Genomic DNA, 20450 nt, shown 5'->3' with positions numbered 1-20450 from the left:
GGTCAGCTTAGCTAGGTTCTATCGGATTTTATAACAGAAAGCAGCAGAATGTTGAAGAACACATCGATATTTTGAAAGGGGAGAAAAACATTTATGGATTTAATATTAAAAAATGCAGTAATACCTCAAGGAGACAGAAAGGTAGAAACAAATATTCTTGTTAATGATGGAAAAATCGCTGGGATCATGAACAATATTAGGGGTATCTCTACGGATAGAACCATTGATATGAAAGGAAATCTTGTTGTTCCGGGGTGTATTGATCCACATACACATTTCAATGATCCTGGGTTTACACATCGTGAAACATTTGAAACTGGACAAAGATCTGCAGCTGCAGGTGGATTAACCTCTCATATCGATATGCCATGTACGAGTAAACCATCTGTTCGTGATGCTGAAAGCTTTCATAAGAAATTGTCAGCAGTCAAGGATAAAGCGTATATTGATTACTGCTTCTGGGGAGGCATGACAGGCGAAGATGTTAGAGAAGGCTTGCTGGATAATATTTATCCACAAATTGAAGAAGGAGTCGTTGCATTTAAAGTTTATATGACACCTTCAGTTCCAAGTTTCCCTAAGGTAACAGACCCGGAAATGCTGGAAATTTTCAATAAAATCGCACCAACAGGCATGCCAATTGGGATACATGCCGAAAACTATGATATCTGCACTTTCTATACTGAAAAGTTGAAAAAAGAAGGTCGTCTTGACAGCCCAGCATGGGGACACGCTAGAAATGTAGTTGCTGAGAAAACTGCAATTGAAATGATTATTACTTTTGCTGAAGCTACAGGTGCAAGGGTGCATATTGTGCACATGACTTCTAAGGACGGAGTGAAGCTTGTACGTGATGCTAAAAAACGAGGTGTAAAAATAACGGCTGAAACTTGCCCACATTATCTTGTGTTAACTGGAGATGAAGCTTTGGAAGCGCGTGGCACATTTGCAAAAGTTGCTCCTCCGCTTCGTGAAAAAGAAGATAACCTGGTTCACTGGCAAGCCCTTGCTGATGGAACAATCGATTTCGTAGGTACGGATCATGCGCCATATGAAATCGAAACTGAAAAAGACGCTCCAGATTCAGATATCTGGAATAGCTTCCCTGGATTTCCTGGCGTTGAGCAAATGGTACCAATTCTTGTTAGTGAAGGTCTAAATAAAGGACGTTTGTCTTTATCACGTTTTGTAGAAGTTACTAGTAGAAATGCTGCTATCCATAATGGTATTTATCCTAAGAAAGGCTCGATGGAACTTGGAAGTGACGCAGACTTTACGGTCATTGATCTTGAACGTGAATATACAATTGATGAAAAGAAAACGGAAACAATGGCGAAGTACAGCCCGTTCCATGGCATGAAGCTAAAGGGTAAGCCCATCCAAACCATTGTACGCGGTAATGTCGTTTATGATGAAGATAATGGCGGTATCGTTGGAGATGTAGGATACGGTGAGTTTGTTAAGAGACAAAGCATCCAAAGATTGGATCGCGAAATAAAGTATGAAACGTATGAAGAAAATGCCAAAGCTGCAGAAGCATATAAACGAGTTGAAAAAGCACTCGTAACGAACTAAAAATAAGTGCTTAAAATATGACAGCTATAAAAAGGCTTCATTATTGAGAGGGAGGATGGTTTTAAATGGCTGAAGTAAAAGGAAAGAAGCACGCATTGGTAATTATTGATATGTTGAATGATTTTATTCCGGAAGGGTCCGTAATGGAATGTGGGCAAGCTGGACGTGACATTATCCCTAAAATTAGAGATGTAATGGATTTCTGTCATGAGAATGATATTCAAGTAGTTCATATTCAAGAAGCACATCGTAAAAACGATGCTGACTTCAGAGTACGTCCGGTTCACGCGGTTAAAGGAACTTGGGGTCATGAGTTTATTCCTGAATTACAACCAGAAGAAGAGAAAGGTGACTACATCGTTCAAAAACGTCGTCATAGTGCATTCACATTTACAGATTTTGATCTTTTCTTGAGAGAGGAGCAAATTGATACAGTGGTTGTTACTGGCGTATGGACGAACGTTTGTGTACGTAGTACAGCATCAGATGCATTGTATAACGGTTACAACGTAGTTGCGCTGTCGGATGCAACAGCTTCAAAAACAAACGCTATGCACGAAGCAGGTCTAGTTGATATCGGTATATTTGGAGAAATACTTTCCGTAGATGCATATAAGGAAGCTATAAAAAACAAAATCTCCCAAGGTCAATTAACTGTTTAAGGGATCTTCAATGAGAATTGTAGTAGGTATAACAGGAGCTAGCGGATCATTGTATGCTTATACTTTGATCCGTGCGCTTCATCAATTGGGAATTGAAACCCATTTAGTTGCTACCGAAACGGGAGTAAAGGTAATGCAATATGAATGCGGCATAACAATGGATGAGTTGAAGCAATTTGCAACCGTACATGATAATCAAAATCTATTTGCACCTGTGGCCAGTGGTTCTTTTCAAACAGATGGAATGGTTATTGTTCCGTGTTCAATGAATACACTGGGGACGATAGCAAATGGAATGGGAGAGTCTCTACTAAGCAGGGCTGCTAGTGTTGTTTTAAAAGAAAAACGTAACCTTGTTATTGTGCCAAGAGAAGCTCCATTTCATGTCATTCATTTGCGAAATATGACGACATTAGCCGAATCAGGTGTTCACATCTTACCAGCAAGTCCAGGGTTTTATCATCACCCAACAGAAATATGGGAATTAATCAATTTTATGGTAGCTAGAATACTAGATGAATTAAAGATTGAACATCAATTAATGGAGAGATGGGGGGAGAAGAAATGACCCCTTTAAACTTAAGAGAATTGCTTTCTGATTGGGAAGCAAGGGGACTACTATATAAAGTAAAAAAAGAAGTGAATGCGAAATATGAACTAGGAGCTGTGGTGAAGACCAAAAAAGGCGAGCAACCCTTCTTATTTGAAAAGGTTAAAGGCTATAATGTCCCAATGGTTGCGGGATTGGGAGGCAGTCGCACATTAATGGCAGATAGCATTGGTGCAGACGAATCAGAGCTGATACCTAGAATGATCCATGCACTCGTTCGTCCAATCCCAACAAATTTAGTTTCGCATGGACCGGTTCATGAAAATGTTGTCATGGGACCATTTGACTTGGATGACTTTTTCCCCGTTCCCACTTTCCATGCGGAAGATTGCGGACCTTATTATGTTTCAGGAGTCTTAGTAGTGAAAGACCCTGAGGGTGAGAAAAGGTATACCTCCATTCGCAGGATGGGATTCATAGGTGGGAACCGTACAAATATCACAATTACCTCCCCAGAACTCGGCCGGCAATTTGCCCAATGTGAAGAAAGAGGAGAGGCCTTAGAAGTGGCAGTCATGTTTGGTGTCATTCCGGCCATCGTATTGACTTCCCAGTTTAGCACGCATCTGTATCATGCAGATAAACTTGATGCAGCGGGCGGATTACTAGGGCAAGCGCTCGACGTCGTTCCATGTAAAACGGTTGACTTAGAAGTACTCGCAGAGGCCGAAATTGTCATGGAAGGTAAAATTATTCCACATGAACGAGACGATGAAGGTACATTTGCAGAATTAGGTGGAACATACGGCGGGAATATGCCACAGCCGATCGTTGAAATGTCTGCAATTACGTACCGAAATAACCCTATTTCACAAACGATTTTACCAGCTAGCTCTGAAGAAAAGCTTCCGATGTGTTTGGTTCGTGAAATGGTATTACTTAGTACAGTAAGACAAACTGTACCGAATATCAAAGCAGTTCATGTGACGCTTGCAGCTGCAGCGCGCCTTCATGCAATCATTCAAATTGATAAAAAATCGGACGCAGATGCGAAACAAGCAGCATTAGCTGCATTTGCCAGTGATAAAGACTTAAAACACGTGGTTGTTGTCAATGAAGATGTTGATATTTTTGACCCAGAGGACGTGGAATGGGCGATAGCAACAAGGTGTCAAGCCGATCAAGATATCTTTATTGTCCCCGGTGCAAAAGGTTCCCCCCTGGAATCGTCCCATAATCTGCGGGGAACGAGTGCTAAAATGGGCATCGATGCAACCTATCCATTAAGTGAAAAAGAAGCATACAGAAGAGCATATATCCCGGTTGATAAGATTAACTTAGAAGATTATCTGCAAGATTTTGATTCAGATGGGAGAGAAACAAGATGATGAGCGCAATCGGTTTAATCGAAACGAGGGGGCTTACGGCAGCTGTGGAAGCATTGGATTCGATGGCAAAAGCTGCAAACATCCGTTTAGTAGATTTAAAAAGAGTCGGATCAGGCTTAGTAACGGTTGTTATCGAAGGAGATGTTGCCGATGTAAGTTCTGCAGTTGAAGTTGGAAGATTAGCACCCGCCAAGACAGGTGGAGAACTTATTTCGTCAAATGTCATTCCACGTGCCCATCCTGAGCTGAAAAAAATTCTTTAACGAAGGTGGTGTAAGGAATGTCGGATATGATGAAGCAAGTCGTACAGGAAGTGATCAAAGGAAATAAAACAATTGTATCCAATCGAACAAATCAAACAAATAGACAGGCGGTGAATAGGAATAGAAACAACCCGAGTTCGCCTCTTGCCAATATTAAACGACCCAATTACCAGCAAATAAAGAAGGACAAAAGGCTTTCTTTTGCAGCAAAAGGATCAAATGCTGTAAATAAGCGTTCGAGTGCTTCCAATCTCTCAGGCCGGATCAAAGAAAGAGCTTCTGAATCAACTCGTTCCAGATCGATGTCACCGAAACAATTGAACGATGCATCGATTTCTAAATTAAGCTCATTGTCATTAGCACAGGGGCAAATGACGGGAGGAAGTCATTATTCAGGTGGTCCTCGAGAAAAAAGTGCAAAAGTCATTGGGTCTGTAAAAAACGGGGGTCATGTATTATTTTTCCCAAACATACCGACAGAGCTAAAAAACAATTTTAATCGGGCACAAGGAGCTTCGGCAGTTGGCGTCATCGCTATGCCGGATTGTTTGCCAAGTTATTTACTATTAGTTAATGAGGTTATCAGAAATAATCAATGTATTACATGTGATTTATCATGGAATGTTGACGGCAATGCTCCATTTAGAGCGGAATTGTATGATGACGATGTAGACCGTCTTGAGCGGATTATGAAGGATGCCTATCAAAAAATAAATCGCAGGTCACTAAAGCAATACGAGACATATCTAGAAAAATCGCCAAGCACATGGCTGTCAAAACAGCTTCATGTGGGGGCCGTTGATGCAATTGCTTTATTAGAAGAAGTTCCTTATTACAAAGGGATCGTTTTGATGGATTTCTTGCTAAAAAAATTTAAAGAAGATTCATTTAACTTTGAAATAAAACAATGTTATTTACTTTTAACTGGAAATGAACAAGTTGTCTCAAAACTGATTACAGCGCTGAAAAAAGAAGCACCTCGATTGATAAGCACGTAACGTGGGTGATAACGGGTTTGGTGTAGAGAGGAGGAGATGAATCATTGATAGCACTTGGTCTTATCGAAACGGTAGGATATTCAACTGCAGTGTCCGCCGCAGATGCGGCAGTGAAAGCTGCAGATGTTGAAATAATTGGTATGGAAAAAGTAATCGGAGTTAGTGGTTATGTTGGAGTGACGGTACACTTTTCCGGTGATGTTGCTGCTGTTACTTCAGCGGTTGAAGCGGGAAATAAGGCAGGTGAGGCAGTGGGTGAAATTATTTCGTCACATGTTATCCCGCGTGCCCATTCGAACGTGAATGATCATTTATTAAGTAAATTTTCTTTGTTGGAAGAATCCAAATCGCTTCTTCATGAAAAAGAAGACAGTACGGATCAGCCGACGGAAAAAGCTTCAAAAATAAAGGCTGAGAAAGAAAATGTGGATGAAGCACCAGCAAAAGAAGTGAAGGCGCATACAACAGCTAAAAAGACTTCGTCTGCGAAAAAAACACAAAATCAAAAAAATAGCAATGACGAAAAGAAAGCATAATGTATTTCAAACACTATGAGGAGGGTTTACAAATGGGGGAAGCATTAGGTTTAGTAGAAACAAAAGGACTTGTAGGTGCGGTTGAAGCAGCGGATGCAATGGTAAAGGCTGCGAATGTCGAAATCTGTGGTTATGAAAAAGTTGGTTTTGGACTGGTAACTGTGATGGTTCGTGGTGATGTTGGTGCTGTAAAAGCAGCTACTGATGCAGGTGCAGATGCAGCAAGTCGTGTTGGAGAGTTGATAAGCGTCCATGTCATCCCTAGACCGCATAATGAAATTGAACGTGCACTGCTTTCAAAAGGTGAATAAGCTTGTCGCTTAACCGGCAAAGTGCAATTGTATCAACAACTTTGCAGGAATTAATGAATCGAAATAGAAAAGAGGCAGCAAATGTACGTAAGAGTAGAGTACTTGCGCTTCTTTTCTATCATATGAATGGGATGGACGAAGGCTTAGAGGCTTTAAAAATGCTTCGTGAACATGGGATTATCGTTCGTGTATGCTTGGACGCTAGCATACTGGAACATTACCAAATAAATCATCTTGCTAAACGGATGAAAAACGATGACTTGCTGTCATTCGATCAGGCTGCGATGCATAAAGAAGATTTTGATCATTTTTTGCTACCCGTTTTACCATTTTCCGTCGTCTCCGATCTAATGCGCTTTAATGATCGTCATATCGCAATTCGAATTCTGCTCTTTGCATTGATGAGTGGCAGGAATGTCAGTGCCTTGTCTGCAGGTGCTGATCCCTATCATACCATTTGGCAGGACTCAGGACTAAATCAAGGCACATCCTACTTCAAGCATAAGATGAAAAATCAATTACAAGAATTACGGGGCTTTGGCATTCATTTATTTGATGATAGTGATCAGATCTTTCATTTTATACATTCCACTTACCAAAAACAAAAGAAAAAAATCATTACATCCGAAACAATGATGAAATTCGCTGCATCTGGTCAGAGGTATATCCAACGAACAAAAGGAACAATCATTACACCACTGGCAAGAGATACAGCAAAAAAATATCAAATCGAGATCAGCGAGTGACAAGGGGGAAATAACATGGAGATGGGAATTGTAGCTGGAAGAGTTACGGCAACGAGGAAAGATGATAACTTGGTCGGTACGAAATTATTAATCACACAGCCGATCGATTTAAATGGTGCCCCCCTTAACGCTCAGCCAATTATAACGGTGGATACAGTTGGAGCGGGGATTGGCGAAAAGGTGATTTTTGTTAGGGGGAGTATGGCTTCCCGGTCAATGTCTAATAAAGATTCCCCGGTGGATGCAGCAATCGTAGGTATTATTGATAGTTTAGAATACGAGGATTTGAAAGGATGACAAAGAAAATGCAGGCTGAAAATATAAAAGAGGCAATTCAATGGAGAAAGCTTATCGATGTACTGCTAGATTCCAATCAATTTGCTGATGTTGTTCTTCAAGGTGGTTATGTAATCAATACGGTAACAAGAGAAATTTATGAAGCAGATGTGGCGATGAAGGGGGAGCATATTGTTCTTGTCGGCGACGTGAGTGAATTGATTGGAGACGGGACACAAGTTGAAAATGTAAGAGGGAAATTTATCTCACCTGGTTTTATTGACTCCCATATGCATTTTGAAAGTGCCATGCTTACGGCCACAGAATTTTCTCGGCTCTCTATTCCAACCGGTACAACAACGATCATTAATGATCCACATGAAATTGGAAACGTTTTAGGTGTACATGGAATGCAAGAGATGATAAAAGAAGCAAAAACACTACCAAACCAAATTTTGTTTACAGTACCTTGTGCAGTTCCGGATGCACCAGGACTGGAGACATCTGGCTTTGATGTTAATTCCAAGCATATGGAAGAACTTTTAAACGATCCATATGTTCAAGGGATCGGTGAAATTCAAAGCTTTAGTAATATCCATCCTGTCTATCATCATGCTCCGGAATTAATCGATGATTTAATTGCATCTGTTTCGTATGCAAATCGTATTGGAAAAACAGTAGAGGGCAATGCACCAGGGTTATTTGGAAAAGAACTTGCAGCACATATTATTGGGGGAGGAACGCATGTCTCTTGTCATGAAACAACAACGAAAGAAGAAATGATGGAGAAACTCCGACAAGGTGTTAGTGTATTTATGCGTGAAGGATCATCCCAACGGAATATGGCTGAGTGTATCCGTGCTGTAACCGAGGAAGGAATGGATTCTCGCCGGGCTATTTTAGTTTCTGACGATATGGTCCCTGAAGATCTGCTAAAAGACGGACATATGAATGATATTATCCGCAGAACAATTGCTGAAGGAGTTGATCCGGTTGAAGCAATTCAGATGGCAACCATTAATCCGGCTACACATTTTGGATTTAAAGATGTAGGTGTGCTGGCTGCTGGAAAAAAAGCAAATGTGGCCGTAATCAGTGATTTGAATGAAATGGTCATTGATCAAGTCTATTTGAATGGTACACTTGCAGCTGAAAAAGGGGAAATGACGATTGAACTGGGTTCTTACGCCTACCCAGAAAGTGTAAAACAATCTGTTAAAGTAACTCCTATCAAAGCTGAAGATCTTCATATTAAAGCAAGTGGAAGCAAAGCGCGCGTTCGTTCCATAGTAGGAATTCCGTTTCAAAATTTAACAGGGAAACAGGAATTCAATCTGAATGTGTCAAATGGTGTTGTACAGCCTTGCTTGCAGCAAGACGTCCTTCCACTAATGGTTGTAGAAAGACACGGAAGAACCGGTAACATAGGTAAAGCGTTTATCAATGGATTCAAGCTTGAAAGCGGAGCGATCGCAGAAAGTGTAGCACATGATACCCATAATATTATTGTTACTGGAACCAACTATGAAGATATGGTTACAGCAGTTAACCGAGTGATTGCGATGCAAGGCGGAATTGCCATGATAAAAAATGGAAAAGTCGTTGGAGACCTGCCGCTTAAAGTTGGTGGCTTAATTTCGGATGAATTAACAGGCGTTGAATTAAGTGAAAAAATAGCGGACCTTACGCGTTTAGCAAGCGAAGAGCTTGGTTGTGGCATGGATGTACCATTTATGCATCTTTCCTTCTGGTCGCTTGTAACAAGTCCAGAATGGAAGATAACCGATATGGGATTAATTGATGTTGATCAATTTGAAGTGCTTTCGCCTGTAGTAGAACAAGGAGGGAGTAAATAATGGGAGTGCGATTAGTCGATCTCTCACAAGAAATTTACCAGGGAATGCCAGTATTTCCGCCCCATCAAAAAACAATGATTTTTCGGAACATGACACATGAGGAATCCATTGAACAAATGGGCTTCCCATTCTGTACGAATAATCTAATTATAAGTGAACACGGTCCTACGCATTCCGATGCTGTTTTTGAATATGATCCAAATGGACCAACCATTGACGAGATGGCATTGGAATATTTTTACGGACCTGCTATTTGTCTCGATGTATCCCATATTTCACCCGATGGATATATTACGCCAAATGAGCTGGAGCATGCACTTCGTAAATCACAGCAAGTACTTGAAAAAGGAGACATAGTTCTCCTTTATACAGGACACTACAACCGCTCTTATGGGACAGACGATTGGCTGTATCGTCACGCTGGTCTAGATTACGAAGGAGCAAAATGGCTAGCAGAAAAAGGGGTTGTAAACTTTGGTATTGATACACCGGCCATTGATAATCCCAAGGATAAAAAATTTTCGGGACACCAAGTATGCCAGGAGTATGGGTTGACGAACACGGAAAATCTCGCCAATTTAAATGAGGTTGCAAATAAACGGTTTTTATACTTTGGACTGCCGCTAAAAATCCGCAAAGGAACGGGTTCTCCGGTCAGAGCGGTTGCCGTATTTTTAGATTAATGTACTGGATTATATATGGATGAGGGGTGTATGTAATGGTTCATTCACAACGTGAAAGAATGAAAGAAGAAATCCTGATCCCGCCTTATGAAGGTAGAAGTGCAGTTCTTCAGCCGGGTGAAGAGGTACTTATTATTGATGTTGACGGGAAACAGGTAGGTGATTTTGTATGTTTTAATCGAAACGATCCAAAAGAGTTTGTCTCGCCCGTTCACATGAGAGCTTCTCTCAGTAGTATACGCCTTAAAGAAGGAGATTATTTATATAGTAACAGGCGTCGTCCGTTGATGACATTTGAGCAAGATACGGTTGGTAAACATGACTTTTTCTTCCCTGCATGTGATTATTATCGCTATAAAGTGGATTACGGCAAAGATGATCATCCAAACTGCCACGATAATTTAAAAAATGCATTAAATTCTTTTGGTTTAGGTAATGAGCCAGTGCCTGATCCGATCAACTTATTTATGAACAATGTGTTAAATGATGTAGGGGATTATGAAATCAGTGAACCTTTATCTAAACCAGGTGATTACGTTCGTCTGAAGGCACTTGATGAAGTTGTGATCGCTTGCTCCACATGCTCACAGGACATGGCTCCTGTAAACGGATGGAACGTTACATCACTAAAGATGCAAATTGTGGAGGCGAACTAAATGGATGATGCTGTTCGTTTTCTTCAGGAAATGATTCAAATTGATAGTTCAAACCCTCCCGGGAATGAGCATGAAATAGCAAAAGCCTTAGCTAAACGATGTGAGTCAACAGGAATCCCTTATCATATAACTCCGTTTGAATCAAACAGAAGTAATTTAGAGATCCATTTAAAAGGAAAAGGGCAAGGAAAATTACTTTTCTGTGGACATATGGACACGGTTCTTCCCGGCCAGCAGCCGTGGAGATCCCCTCCCTTTTCTGCGCAAATAGAAGGAGAGAAACTATACGGACGCGGGACGTCAGATATGAAGAGTGGGCTTTGTGCCATGTATTTAGCCGTCGAGTCATTGTTTTTAGAGCAGAAAGAGTTGGAAAAAGATATTGTATTCCTTGCTACAGCGGGAGAAGAAGTCGATAGTTGTGGTGCAAGAGAATATTTGAAAGATCAGAATCTGGAAGATGTTGAGGCAATGGTCATCGGTGAGCCAACGAAAGAAAAAGTAGTAATCGGCCATAAAGGGGCTTTTTGGCTAAACATTACCCTTTGCGGGAAAACTGCCCATGGTTCAATGCCTGAGGAAGGTATAAATGCTGTCGAATGGTCGCAAAAGGTGATGGAGATGATTGAATCGTTAAAATCAGATTGGAATATCTCCGCAGCATCTTTAGGGACGAGTAGTATGGCAGTAACAAAAATAGATGGCGGTGTACAAACAAATGTGATACCAGATCGGTGCAGTCTAGGTATTGATATCCGATCTGTCCCTCCTCAATCACATGAACAATTACTAGCTAAAATAAATGAAAAACTAACGACCTTACTTTCCGGTGACGGAGCCCCAGCATTCTTCGTGGAAACCGAACTGGATCGCCCATCGATACGTACAGATAAAGCTAATCCGATCATTTCAACCGCACTGGAGATAAAAGAGCTGGATAGAGATGATGTTCACGGAGTTTCTTACTATACAGATGGAGCAGTTTTAAATCCTGAAAGTAAAATTCCTACCCTGATCTATGGACCAGGAGATGAGAAGCTGGCCCATCAGCCAGATGAATATGTGGATATTAAAAGCTACTTACGATCGATTGATTTTTATAAAAAATTGGCAGAGCAATTTAGCAATGTGAAAGAAGGAAATCTAAGTGGAATACGAGAAAAGTGATAGAGAAGAGATTTATTAAAAGGGTGTGAAACATGTGTCTACAATTTTAATAAAAAATGTACAAATCATCACGATGAATCAGCAGGAGGAAATCATTCAAGGAGATTTATATATAGAGAATGACCGAATAAAAGAAATTGGCAGAAATTTAGATTACGGGGCTGATAAAGTAATTAATGCAAAAAATAAAACGGTTATACCGGGTTTCATCCAAACCCATATACACCTTTGTCAAGCACTGTTCCGCGGTCAAGCGGACGATTTAGAACTGATGGATTGGCTGCAGAAGAAAATCTGGCCACTTGAAGCATCGCACGATGAAGAATCCAGTTATTATTCTGCCATGCTTGGACTTGGTGAATTAATCCAAAGTGGTACGACAGCAATTGTGGATATGGAAACAGTAAATCACACAGATGCTGCATTTCGAGCGATGGATGAAAGTGGTATTCGCTGCCTGGCAGGGAAAGTAATGATGGATATGGGGGATGATCTTCCTGATTTATTGCTGGAAGATACAACTTCCTCAATCCAAAGAAGTGTCGACCTGCTTGAAAAATGGAACAATCACGATAATGGACGAATTCGTTATGCATTTTGTCCACGGTTTGTCGTTTCGTGTACCGAAGATCTTTTAAAAGAGGTCAGAGATTTATCAAAACAATATAACGTGAAAGTACACACACATGCTTCGGAAAACAGAGGCGAAATTGAAATTGTAGAAATGCAAAGAGGGATGAGGAATGTGGTTTATCTTGATCATATTGGTCTTGCAAATGAAGATCTTATATTGGCACATTGTGTGTGGCTTGATGATGAGGAAAAACGTATTATTAAAGAGCGCGGGGTAAAAATGAGTCATTGTCCAGGTTCTAATTTAAAACTGGCTTCTGGTATTGCTGATGTACCGGATATGTTAGAACTTGAAGCAAGTGTCAGCCTGGGAGCAGACGGTGCACCTTGTAATAATAATCTGGATATGTTTAATGAAATGCGATTAGCTTCCATCATACAAAAACCAGAGCATGGTCCAACTGCTATGGGTGCCAGAATGGTTTTCCGCATGGCTACAATTGGGGGAGCTGAGGCAGTAGGTCTTGATGATGAAATTGGAAGTCTTGAAGTTGGTAAAAAAGCAGACTTAGCCATTCTGGATTTAAATCAATTTCACACATACCCTTCCTCCAACGTAGATCCAATTTCAAGAATCGTGTATGCTGCAACAAGAGCAGATGTAGAAACAACGATCATTGATGGAAAAATGGTGATGGATAAGGGCATTGTTAAGACGGTAGATAAAGATATTGTACTGCGTGAAGCAGATAAATCGATTGAAAGACTCACAAAACGGCTTCCAACGATTGCTAAAGTGTAAATGGAAAATTTGAAAATCGATCCAATCAAAGTTCTAAGAAAATTCACATTAGTGTTTGACAATCATCCATCTTTTGATTATGATAAACAAAAAGCGGTTAACGATTGTGGGAGAGTGCTAAGTGAAAGCCACCGAAGGAGCAAGTTCCAAAAAATTCCCTTGGAACAAATCTCTCAGGTAGAAGAACCACAATAAGACGCATCTCTGGAGAGCGCGTATGAAACGCCACCAAAGGGGAAGGCTTTATCAAATGATAGAGTTAAACTTTCAGGTGAAAGGACAGAGAAGGGAGATCTTTTACCCTTCTCTGTCCTTTTTATGTTCTTTTTGATAAGCAGAAAGCGAGAAGGATGGGAAGGGTATAAAAAGAGTGAAAATTCCAATGATTAAAGATGGACTTTAAAAAATAGGAGGAGGATTTCTTATGAGTTTACAGAAAAACGATGCCACCATCTTTGAGGCAATCAAGCAGGAGCAACAACGACAATTGGAGACACTGGAGTTAATTGCATCGGAGAACTTTGTAAGTCAAGATGTACTTGAGGCAATGGGCAGTGTGATGACAAACAAATATGCAGAAGGCTATCCTGGGAAAAGGTATTACGGAGGATGTGAATATGTTGATGTTGCAGAACAAGCAGCAATTGACCGATTGAAGGAACTATTTGACGTGAAATATGCAAATGTGCAATCCCACTCGGGTGCACAGGCAAATTTTGCAGCCTTCTTTGCTTTGCTTGAGCCTGGCGATAAAATCATGGGAATGAACCTATCTCACGGGGGGCATCTGACACATGGAAGTCCGGTAAGTGTATCTGGAAAATGGTTTGAAGTTGTTTCTTACGGTGTGGATAAAGATACCCAACTGATTGATTATGAAGCGCTTGAAAAAATTGCAAAAAGGGAAAAACCAAAATTAATCATTGCAGGTACAAGTGCGTACCCAAGAACCATCGACTTTAAAAAGTTTCGCGAAATAGCAGATCAGGTTGGTGCCAAATTGATGGTTGATATGGCACATATTGCCGGTCTTGTAGCTGCAGGGATTCATCCTTCCCCGATTCCATATGCGGATGTGGTTACAAGTACAACACATAAAACATTACGCGGTCCGCGTGGTGGAATCATTTTATCAAATGATGAAGATACGATAAAGAAAATGAATAAATCGGTGTTTCCAGGCATCCAGGGCGGTCCTTTAATGCATATTATTGCTGCTAAAGCAGTTGCTTTTAAAGAAGCGCTAAATCCAGCTTTTAAAGATTACTCGAAACAAGTCGTGGAAAACGCAAAAACGCTAGGTGAGGAATTGATGAAGCATGGAGCATCTTTAGTAACTGGCGGAACCGACAATCATTTGATTTTGCTCGATTTGCGTCCGTGGGATTTAACTGGGAAAGATGCAGAAGCATTGCTTGAGAAAGCGGGAATTACGGTTAATAAAAATACGATTCCATTTGATCCGGAAAGCCCGTTTGTAACAAGTGGTGTACGTATTGGAACAGCGGCTCTTACGACACGTGGAATGCGGAAAGAAGAGATGGTTCAGATTGCTAAAGTGATCGCGGACGTCCTTAAGAGCAAAGGAAATGCTGAAATGATTGCGAGTTCCAAAGAGGTGACAAGCGCAATTTGTGAGGCATATCCATTACATCATGATTTAGTAAAGGTGTAAAAAAGGTAAGCCATAAATGGATGGCCCAAGCAAGGGGCCATCCATTTATGCCACGTGTCATACGAAACCTTAAAATTTACGGAATATTTCAATAAATGTCCTTGAATAGATGGAATCAAGTACGGGGATTAGCGGAAGAGGAGAGATAAATGATGGAACAGGGTTACGATGTAGTGGTCATTGGTGGAGGTACGGGGGGATATGTGTCAGCGATTCGTGCTTCGCAATTAGGCTTAAAAGCTGCAGTCGTTGAAAAAGGAAAACTGGGAGGAACTTGTCTGCATGCAGGCTGTATTCCCAGTAAAGCTTTGCTGAGAAGTGCTGAAGTGTATGCGAATACAAAAAACGGAGAAAATTTCGGAGTGATTGCTCCTGAGGTGAATCTCGATTTTTCAAAAGTGCAAGCTCGTAAAGAAGGAATCACGGAACGTCTATTCAAAGGTGTACAACATCTTATGAAAAAAGGAAAAATTGATGTTTATGAAGGAACAGGTGTCATTACAGGAGAAAAGGATGTTTCGGTAAAGCTAAATAACGGTGGAGAAGAATTTTTAGCAGCTCGACATATTCTTCTTGCAACCGGGTCACGTCCGAGAACGCTTCCCGGTCTTGATGTGGACGGGACGTATGTCATGACGTCAGATGAAGCTTTGAATATGGAGGAGTTGCCCGCATCTATCCTCGTTATAGGGGGAGGAGTAATTGGAATGGAATGGGCTTCCATGCTAAATGATTTCGGTGTAAAAGTAACCGTACTCGAATATGCAAAGCGGATTTTACCAGCGGAAGATAAAGACGTTTCAAGAGAACTGCAACGTTTAATGAAGAAAAAAGGTGTAAAAATAATAACAGGTGCAAAAGTACTTTCCGAAACGTTAAAGAAAAATCATGGGGTATCCATTCAGGCTGAACATAAAGGAAAGGAAAAAGAATTTACTGCTGATCGCTTGCTTGTTTCAGTAGGACGTGCACCGGTCACTGATTATATAGGACTTGAAGATACGAAAGTGCAAATAGAACACGGATTCATTCAAGTAAATGAGCATTACCAGACAAATGAAGCAAATGTCTACGCCATTGGAGACGTTATTGGCGGATTGCAGCTTGCTCATGTAGCTTCACATGAAGGGATGATTGCCGTTGAACATATGGCAGGAAAAAATCCATCCCCACTTGATTCTGCCCTTGTAGCAAAATGTGTTTATTCGAGTCCGGAGGCCGCAAGTGTCGGACTCGCGGAGGATGAGGCGAAGGAAGAAGGATATGAGGTGAAAACTGGGAAGTTCTCCTTCCGGGCCATAGGAAAGTCACTCGTGTTTGGTGTTCCGGACGGCTTCGTGAAGCTGGTTGTAGATAAAAAGACAGACAAACTACTAGGCGCACATATGGTTGGCCCGCATGTAACCGATATGGTAACGGAAGCAGGGCTTGCGCAAGTGCTTGAAGCAACAGCGATGGATATTGGAAGTACCATCCATCCGCATCCGACACTTGCTGAAGCAATTGGTGAGGCAGCACTGGCAGTACATGGACAGGAGATTCATGGGTAGTATTCGAACAGATCATCACTAGATTTTTTTATTTTCCTTCATTAAAAATAATGCGTAAAGACCTGCGGTGATATGTCAAGAGAAAAATGATTAGATATTTGATTGTCAAGGTTCAAATTGTTTAAAAAAGGCAATACAAACTAGATCAGTAACTAAATGTAAATTACTGGAAGTTACTCAACAGGATACAGAAGCTATTTATGCTTCATTTATCTATTGTGCAGAAACATGGATGGATGAAAACTATAGACACTTGTGGGCTCCAACCCAATCCTCAGCACCTTCGCCATTTAAAAAATAAGCTTTGATATCATACGAACTCACGTCTAATCCAACAATAATTTCATAGGGTATTTCCTCCCTTCGAATTAGAATCATTGGAACTTATTGCTTGGACGCTCTGAGATATCCCTAGTGTGGACGCCGATCAGCAGCCTCGTGTATAAGTACTATCCTTGTTTTGAAAGCCGCACTAGAGCTACTAACATCTAGGTTCAAATAACAAGGTGTACAGCCTGCGTGTATGAATATCCGCACGTACACTGGGAAACAGTCTTCCTAATGCGGTTATGCCCGCAAAGGGGAAAAGAATTGTCCCAAATGATCCTAAGACCATTATCTAGGAATATCTCAGAGCGTCCAAGTGAGTGATATGTGACTCAGGTGATTAATGTTTTTATGAAGGCATGCACAAACTGAGTTACCTTGAACGAAAGGCGGTGACTCCAGCGGGAATAGCATGAGTCTTGAGATCCCACAGCGAACGATTTTTGTGAGCGAGGAGGCTCAAGCCATGCCCGCGGAAAGCGTCCGCCTGTAGTGAAAGGTAACGGAGTTATAACAGCTTGTATAATTTATAAATGAATCAAATCAAATAGGCGGAAAAACAATGCCTAAATATACTATACGAGGTGGAAGTACAATGAAAACAGAAGCGTATATGAACCAAAACCGTGGAAAATTATTAATTTCGTGTCCGGAAAAGCCTGGTATCATTTCGACGATATCTAATTTTTTATTAGAGCATGATGCCAATATCGTACGATTTGATCAACATACGACTGATCCGCAATCCGGCATGTTCTTTATGCGGATCGAGTTTGAAATGGAAGAATTTGATGAAACATATGGAAAGCTTGAAGAAGATCTTCATACGATTGCACGGGAGTATTCAATGGACTGGAAATTGAGTAGCAAGAAGAAAAGAAAACGTATGGCTATTTTTGTTTCGAAAGAAGATCACTGTCTGATGGAATTGATTTGGAGATGGAAGTCCGGGGAGCTTCCTGTAGATATTCCGATGGTTATCAGTAACCATCCTGATTTTAAAGAGGAAGTGGAAGCTTTTGGGATTCCGTATTACCATATTCCAGTAACGCGTGAAACGAAAAAAGAAGCAGAGAAAAAGCAGCTTGAATTATTGAAAGGGAAAGTGGATTTTATCGCTTTAGCACGATATATGCAAGTGCTGACTCCACACTTCGTAGAGCAGTATTCCAAGCAAATCATCAATATTCACCATTCCTTCCTGCCTGCATTTGTTGGTGCAAATCCGTATGTAAGAGCATTTAACCGTGGTGTCAAATTAATCGGGGCTACCGCCCATTATGTTACAGACGATCTTGATGAAGGTCCAATTATTGAGCAAGATGTTCAAAGAGTTAATCACCGGTATACAGCAGAAGATTTAAAGATTGCCGGCCGTCATGTAGAAAAGCAGGTCCTTGCAAAAGCGGTCTCCTGGCATGTTGATAATGCAATCCTTGTTCATGGAAATAAAACAATTGTTTTTAATTAATTAACAGACAACATAGCAAACACACTTATCCGATGAATCCCTTGATAAGTGTGTTTTTTCTTTGAAGAGAGCGTTATTCATGTTTATCGGTATATCGGAATAAGAATAGGAAGAGACGGTTGTCCAAATGAGCAATACAATGGGAGGTACCCTTATGAAGCATCGAATACAAAAAGGGGCACTGGTTCTAGCTGGAGGAGCTATTCAGGGGCTGGGAATGGGCCTGTTTCTATTTCCGCATTTTATTCCTTCTGGAGGTGCTGGAGGGATTGCTGTTTTGTTCAATTATTTGTTTCACATTAATATGGGACCTGCGTTGTGGATGGTTAATTTCTCCATGCTTGTGATTGCTGTGAAATATTTAGGGAAACGCTTCGCTCTTTGGACAATTATCGGGATTACAATGACATCCTTGTCCATCGATTTTTTTGAAAGTCATTTTTTTATCCTTAACAGAAATCTCGTGTATGACCTTGTTATCGGTTCTGTCTTGCTTGGAACTGGGATTGGGCTCCTGATGCGTCAGGGTGTTTCGAATGGTGGCGTCGGGGTAATTGCATTTATGGTTGCGCTGGGCAGGGATATTCTCCCAGGCAAACCATTATTTCTTATCAACTGTTCTATCTTTTTCCTTACAGGTGCTATCATCAGCTGGAAAATTATTCTCCTCGCTTTCATCAGTCAATGGATCTCAACGACAGTGGTTGATCTTATTTGCCGTATGTCGTTTCAAGCGTCCTATACACTCGACTTTCGAAAAAAACCTTAAATATAATGATAGCGTACCTTCGCTTTTTTATTTTTATGATCATCTTTTCCTTTTACACGAATAAGGGTTAGGATCAAAAGACCAACAAGGAGTGTGAAGGTGGCGATGGATAAAAACATTCCATTTCTTGACCAGTCCTCTAAATGTGTAAATACGGGAGGTCCACTGGCGACACCAAGAAAGCGGACAGAACCGTAAAGGGAAGTTACAATGCCTCTGCGCTCTCTCCCTACAGATCCGGTAATAAAACTATTGACACATGGAAGTACAAGGCCTGCGCCCACACTGCTTATAGAAAGAACAAGAAGAAATGGAATGAGCTTTTCAAAGAAAACAAGGAAACCATAGGAAATTGTCATAAGTATAAATCCGATGACCATTAACTTCTTCATTTTCGCCAAATCTTTTCCGATCTTGCTCCCGGTTATATAAGAAAAGGTAACCATAACAAGTAATGGAATGGCCAAAACTAGCCCTTTCATGACCCCCTCAATACTATATTTTTCTTCAAGCACATCGGATAAAAAGAAAAGAATGCCAAATAAGGTAAATAAGCAAGTGCCTCCTGCCAGGTAGGTTGTAAATAGCCATCTTCCTTCCTGTTTAAAACCATTAAGAAGCCTTCTTGCGTATTTGCCAAAAGGGGGCGGTGCTTGGCGATCGTTTTTTTCTTTTATAAATATCCATGTTAATAAGATGGACACAAGACAGATGGCCGGAAATGCAAAAAAGACAGCGTACCATGTAAAAATTGCTAACAGTGATCCGAGAATAGGAGCTAATACTTTACCAAGTCCGTTTGATGCCTCAACTATTCCCAGTACTCGGCTTTGCTCTGCTCCTCTGAATAAATCCCCAGCTAAAGCCATCGCTATTGGCGCAGTCCCGGCGGCGCCAATCCCTTGAATAATTCGGCCAATTAAAATCCATACATACGCATGTGAAAACCCTAGTGCACCAAACCCAGCAAGCAGTCCGCCAATCCCAAATAAAATGAGAGACGGAACAATCACAACTTTTCTAGAGAAGCGATCGGAAAGATAGCCTACAATCGGAATTAAGATAGCTGCAGCGATCGAAAATACAGTGATGGTTAAACTTACCTGCATCTGGGATAGGTTCAGTGCATCCTGCATTTGAGGGAAGATGGGAATGAGCATGGAGTTTCCCAGTGTCATGATCAGCGGGATGGATCCTATGGCTGCAATGGCCATCCCCTTATTTTTTGATGCCACGGTTCTTCACTCCTCATTTTTTACTGTACATTGATTGGCGGAGATACGAACCATCCTTTTTCTTTCATCACTTCTAACAGTTTTCGTTCGTATTCTGCCTTTTGCGAATGAAAATCTTCAAACATGGAGAAAATGTCTTCCCGTATAGCAATCCCCATAATAGAACTGCATGTTATTTTTCCTGTCATTAACTCCTTTTTAACGAATGCAGCAATTTCTCCGTCATAAAATCGTGCTCCAGCTGGAATATCCTGTACGTCAACATTAGGACGATCAGGTGGTGCAGGCGGAAGCCGGATGCCCGTTTCTTTCAGCATCGCTTCGACTTGCTGGTTTTCTTGGGAAAAACTATTTTCAAGAAGGTCTTCTAACAGGACTTTT

General features: G+C 41.0%; 21 protein-coding genes and 1 riboswitch. Of the genes, 19 read left to right on the top strand and 2 right to left on the bottom strand.

The features are described from left to right. The first annotated feature begins 93 nt into the window (after positions 1-93). From allB to GZ63_RS0103775, 19 genes are all read left to right on the top strand, one after another. Positions 94-1575, top strand: coding sequence for an allantoinase AllB (allB, locus tag GZ63_RS0103865; protein ID WP_029267062.1), 1482 nt, complete (start codon positions 94-96; stop codon positions 1573-1575). 65 nt (positions 1576-1640) lie between these two features. Beyond that, positions 1641-2237: a cysteine hydrolase family protein gene (locus GZ63_RS0103860; RefSeq protein ID WP_029267059.1), complete on the top strand. Its 597-nt coding sequence runs from the start codon at positions 1641-1643 to the stop codon at positions 2235-2237. A 10-nt stretch (positions 2238-2247) separates the two neighbouring features. Then, positions 2248-2805, top strand: coding sequence for a UbiX family flavin prenyltransferase (locus GZ63_RS0103855; protein ID WP_029267057.1), 558 nt, complete (start codon positions 2248-2250; stop codon positions 2803-2805). Further along, complete coding sequence (locus tag GZ63_RS0103850) at positions 2802-4175, top strand: UbiD family decarboxylase (protein ID WP_029267055.1); 1374 nt, start codon at positions 2802-2804, stop codon at positions 4173-4175. Before GZ63_RS0103855 ends, GZ63_RS0103850 begins: the two co-directional genes overlap by 4 nt. Then, positions 4175-4438 carry a BMC domain-containing protein gene (locus GZ63_RS0103845; protein ID WP_084178988.1) on the top strand — a complete coding sequence of 88 codons (264 nt, stop codon included), beginning with the start codon at positions 4175-4177 and terminating at the stop codon, positions 4436-4438. The genes GZ63_RS0103850 and GZ63_RS0103845 overlap by 1 nt, the downstream gene beginning before the upstream one ends. Before the next feature lie 17 nt (positions 4439-4455). After that, on the top strand, positions 4456-5436 hold the full coding sequence (locus tag GZ63_RS0103840; RefSeq protein ID WP_029267052.1) for a hypothetical protein: 981 nt from the start codon (positions 4456-4458) through the stop codon (positions 5434-5436). Between the two features lie 44 nt (positions 5437-5480). After that, on the top strand, positions 5481-5972 hold the full coding sequence (locus GZ63_RS18645; RefSeq protein ID WP_084178965.1) for a BMC domain-containing protein: 492 nt from the start codon (positions 5481-5483) through the stop codon (positions 5970-5972). A gap of 32 nt (positions 5973-6004) precedes the next feature. Then, a complete protein-coding gene (locus tag GZ63_RS0103830) occupies positions 6005-6283 on the top strand; it encodes a BMC domain-containing protein (RefSeq protein WP_029267049.1) in 279 nt (92 codons plus the stop codon). 2 nt (positions 6284-6285) lie between these two features. Further along, on the top strand, positions 6286-7029 hold the full coding sequence (locus GZ63_RS0103825; protein WP_029267036.1) for a hypothetical protein: 744 nt from the start codon (positions 6286-6288) through the stop codon (positions 7027-7029). Between the two features lie 15 nt (positions 7030-7044). Further along, complete coding sequence (locus tag GZ63_RS0103820; protein WP_029267035.1) at positions 7045-7326, top strand: EutN/CcmL family microcompartment protein; 282 nt, start codon at positions 7045-7047, stop codon at positions 7324-7326. After that, positions 7323-9161, top strand: coding sequence for an adenine deaminase (locus tag GZ63_RS0103815; protein WP_226374299.1), 1839 nt, complete (start codon positions 7323-7325; stop codon positions 9159-9161). Before GZ63_RS0103820 ends, GZ63_RS0103815 begins: the two co-directional genes overlap by 4 nt. After that, positions 9161-9844, top strand: coding sequence for a cyclase family protein (locus GZ63_RS0103810; RefSeq protein WP_029267033.1), 684 nt, complete (start codon positions 9161-9163; stop codon positions 9842-9844). Before GZ63_RS0103815 ends, GZ63_RS0103810 begins: the two co-directional genes overlap by 1 nt. A gap of 35 nt (positions 9845-9879) precedes the next feature. Continuing rightward, positions 9880-10500: a DUF1989 domain-containing protein gene (locus GZ63_RS0103805; protein WP_029267032.1), complete on the top strand. Its 621-nt coding sequence runs from the start codon at positions 9880-9882 to the stop codon at positions 10498-10500. Next, the gene (locus GZ63_RS0103800; protein WP_029267031.1) at positions 10501-11667 is read left to right on the top strand and encodes a M20 family metallopeptidase; all 1167 of its coding nucleotides are present in this window, start codon (positions 10501-10503) and stop codon (positions 11665-11667) included. A 34-nt stretch (positions 11668-11701) separates the two neighbouring features. Then, a complete protein-coding gene (locus tag GZ63_RS0103795) occupies positions 11702-13042 on the top strand; it encodes a 5'-deoxyadenosine deaminase (protein ID WP_029267030.1) in 1341 nt (446 codons plus the stop codon). Positions 13043-13139: 97 nt separating this feature from the next. Next, positions 13140-13241: riboswitch (glycine riboswitch) on the top strand. Between the two features lie 225 nt (positions 13242-13466). Then, entirely contained in the window at positions 13467-14717 is a 1251-nt protein-coding gene (gene glyA / locus GZ63_RS0103790; RefSeq protein ID WP_029267028.1) for a serine hydroxymethyltransferase, read from the top strand. A 152-nt stretch (positions 14718-14869) separates the two neighbouring features. After that, positions 14870-16267, top strand: coding sequence for a dihydrolipoyl dehydrogenase (gene lpdA, locus GZ63_RS0103785; protein WP_029267026.1), 1398 nt, complete (start codon positions 14870-14872; stop codon positions 16265-16267). A gap of 889 nt (positions 16268-17156) precedes the next feature. Beyond that, a complete protein-coding gene (gene purU / locus GZ63_RS0103780) occupies positions 17157-18065 on the top strand; it encodes a formyltetrahydrofolate deformylase (RefSeq protein ID WP_226374298.1) in 909 nt (302 codons plus the stop codon). Between the two features lie 154 nt (positions 18066-18219). Then, positions 18220-18834 carry a YitT family protein gene (locus GZ63_RS0103775; RefSeq protein WP_029267014.1) on the top strand — a complete coding sequence of 205 codons (615 nt, stop codon included), beginning with the start codon at positions 18220-18222 and terminating at the stop codon, positions 18832-18834. Here the strand turns inward: GZ63_RS0103775 and GZ63_RS0103770 are convergent. Both GZ63_RS0103770 and GZ63_RS0103765 read right to left on the bottom strand, forming a co-directional pair. Continuing rightward, entirely contained in the window at positions 18831-20048 is a 1218-nt protein-coding gene (locus GZ63_RS0103770) for an MFS transporter (protein ID WP_029267012.1), read from the bottom strand. The two genes, GZ63_RS0103775 and GZ63_RS0103770, sit on opposite strands and share 4 nt — an antisense overlap. A 41-nt stretch (positions 20049-20089) precedes the next feature. Next, positions 20090-20450: DUF3231 family protein (locus GZ63_RS0103765; protein ID WP_029267010.1), on the bottom strand; the 361-nt coding region annotated here is incomplete at its 5' end.

It is taken from the genome of Virgibacillus alimentarius (assembly GCF_000709085.1).
GTDB lineage: Bacteria > Bacillota > Bacilli > Bacillales > Amphibacillaceae > Virgibacillus_B > Virgibacillus_B alimentarius.
The sequence above is the reverse complement of the archived record's forward strand: the minus strand, read 5'-3'. Positions and strand labels throughout refer to the sequence as shown.

What these genes read in the sequence shown, in the direction of transcription:
- GZ63_RS0103820 (WP_029267035.1), top strand. Translation starts at nt 7,045, where the DNA reads ATGGAGATGGGAATTGTAGCTGGAAGAGTTACGGCAACGAGGAAAGAT.
- GZ63_RS0103800 (WP_029267031.1), top strand. Translation starts at nt 10,501, where the DNA reads ATGGATGATGCTGTTCGTTTTCTTCAGGAAATGATTCAAATTGATAGT.
- GZ63_RS0103845 (WP_084178988.1), top strand. Translation starts at nt 4,175, where the DNA reads ATGAGCGCAATCGGTTTAATCGAAACGAGGGGGCTTACGGCAGCTGTG.
- GZ63_RS0103775 (WP_029267014.1), top strand. Translation starts at nt 18,220, where the DNA reads ATGAAGCATCGAATACAAAAAGGGGCACTGGTTCTAGCTGGAGGAGCT.
- GZ63_RS0103810 (WP_029267033.1), top strand. Translation starts at nt 9,161, where the DNA reads ATGGGAGTGCGATTAGTCGATCTCTCACAAGAAATTTACCAGGGAATG.
- lpdA (WP_029267026.1), top strand. Translation starts at nt 14,870, where the DNA reads ATGGAACAGGGTTACGATGTAGTGGTCATTGGTGGAGGTACGGGGGGA.
- purU (WP_226374298.1), top strand. Translation starts at nt 17,157, where the DNA reads ATGCCTAAATATACTATACGAGGTGGAAGTACAATGAAAACAGAAGCG.
- GZ63_RS0103840 (WP_029267052.1), top strand. Translation starts at nt 4,456, where the DNA reads ATGTCGGATATGATGAAGCAAGTCGTACAGGAAGTGATCAAAGGAAAT.
- GZ63_RS0103805 (WP_029267032.1), top strand. Translation starts at nt 9,880, where the DNA reads ATGGTTCATTCACAACGTGAAAGAATGAAAGAAGAAATCCTGATCCCG.
- GZ63_RS0103830 (WP_029267049.1), top strand. Translation starts at nt 6,005, where the DNA reads ATGGGGGAAGCATTAGGTTTAGTAGAAACAAAAGGACTTGTAGGTGCG.
- GZ63_RS0103815 (WP_226374299.1), top strand. Translation starts at nt 7,323, where the DNA reads ATGACAAAGAAAATGCAGGCTGAAAATATAAAAGAGGCAATTCAATGG.
- GZ63_RS0103860 (WP_029267059.1), top strand. Translation starts at nt 1,641, where the DNA reads ATGGCTGAAGTAAAAGGAAAGAAGCACGCATTGGTAATTATTGATATG.
- GZ63_RS0103850 (WP_029267055.1), top strand. Translation starts at nt 2,802, where the DNA reads ATGACCCCTTTAAACTTAAGAGAATTGCTTTCTGATTGGGAAGCAAGG.
- allB (WP_029267062.1), top strand. Translation starts at nt 94, where the DNA reads ATGGATTTAATATTAAAAAATGCAGTAATACCTCAAGGAGACAGAAAG.
- GZ63_RS0103855 (WP_029267057.1), top strand. Translation starts at nt 2,248, where the DNA reads ATGAGAATTGTAGTAGGTATAACAGGAGCTAGCGGATCATTGTATGCT.
- GZ63_RS0103770 (WP_029267012.1), bottom strand. Translation starts at nt 20,048, where the DNA reads ATGGCCATTGCAGCCATAGGATCCATCCCGCTGATCATGACACTGGGA.
- glyA (WP_029267028.1), top strand. Translation starts at nt 13,467, where the DNA reads ATGAGTTTACAGAAAAACGATGCCACCATCTTTGAGGCAATCAAGCAG.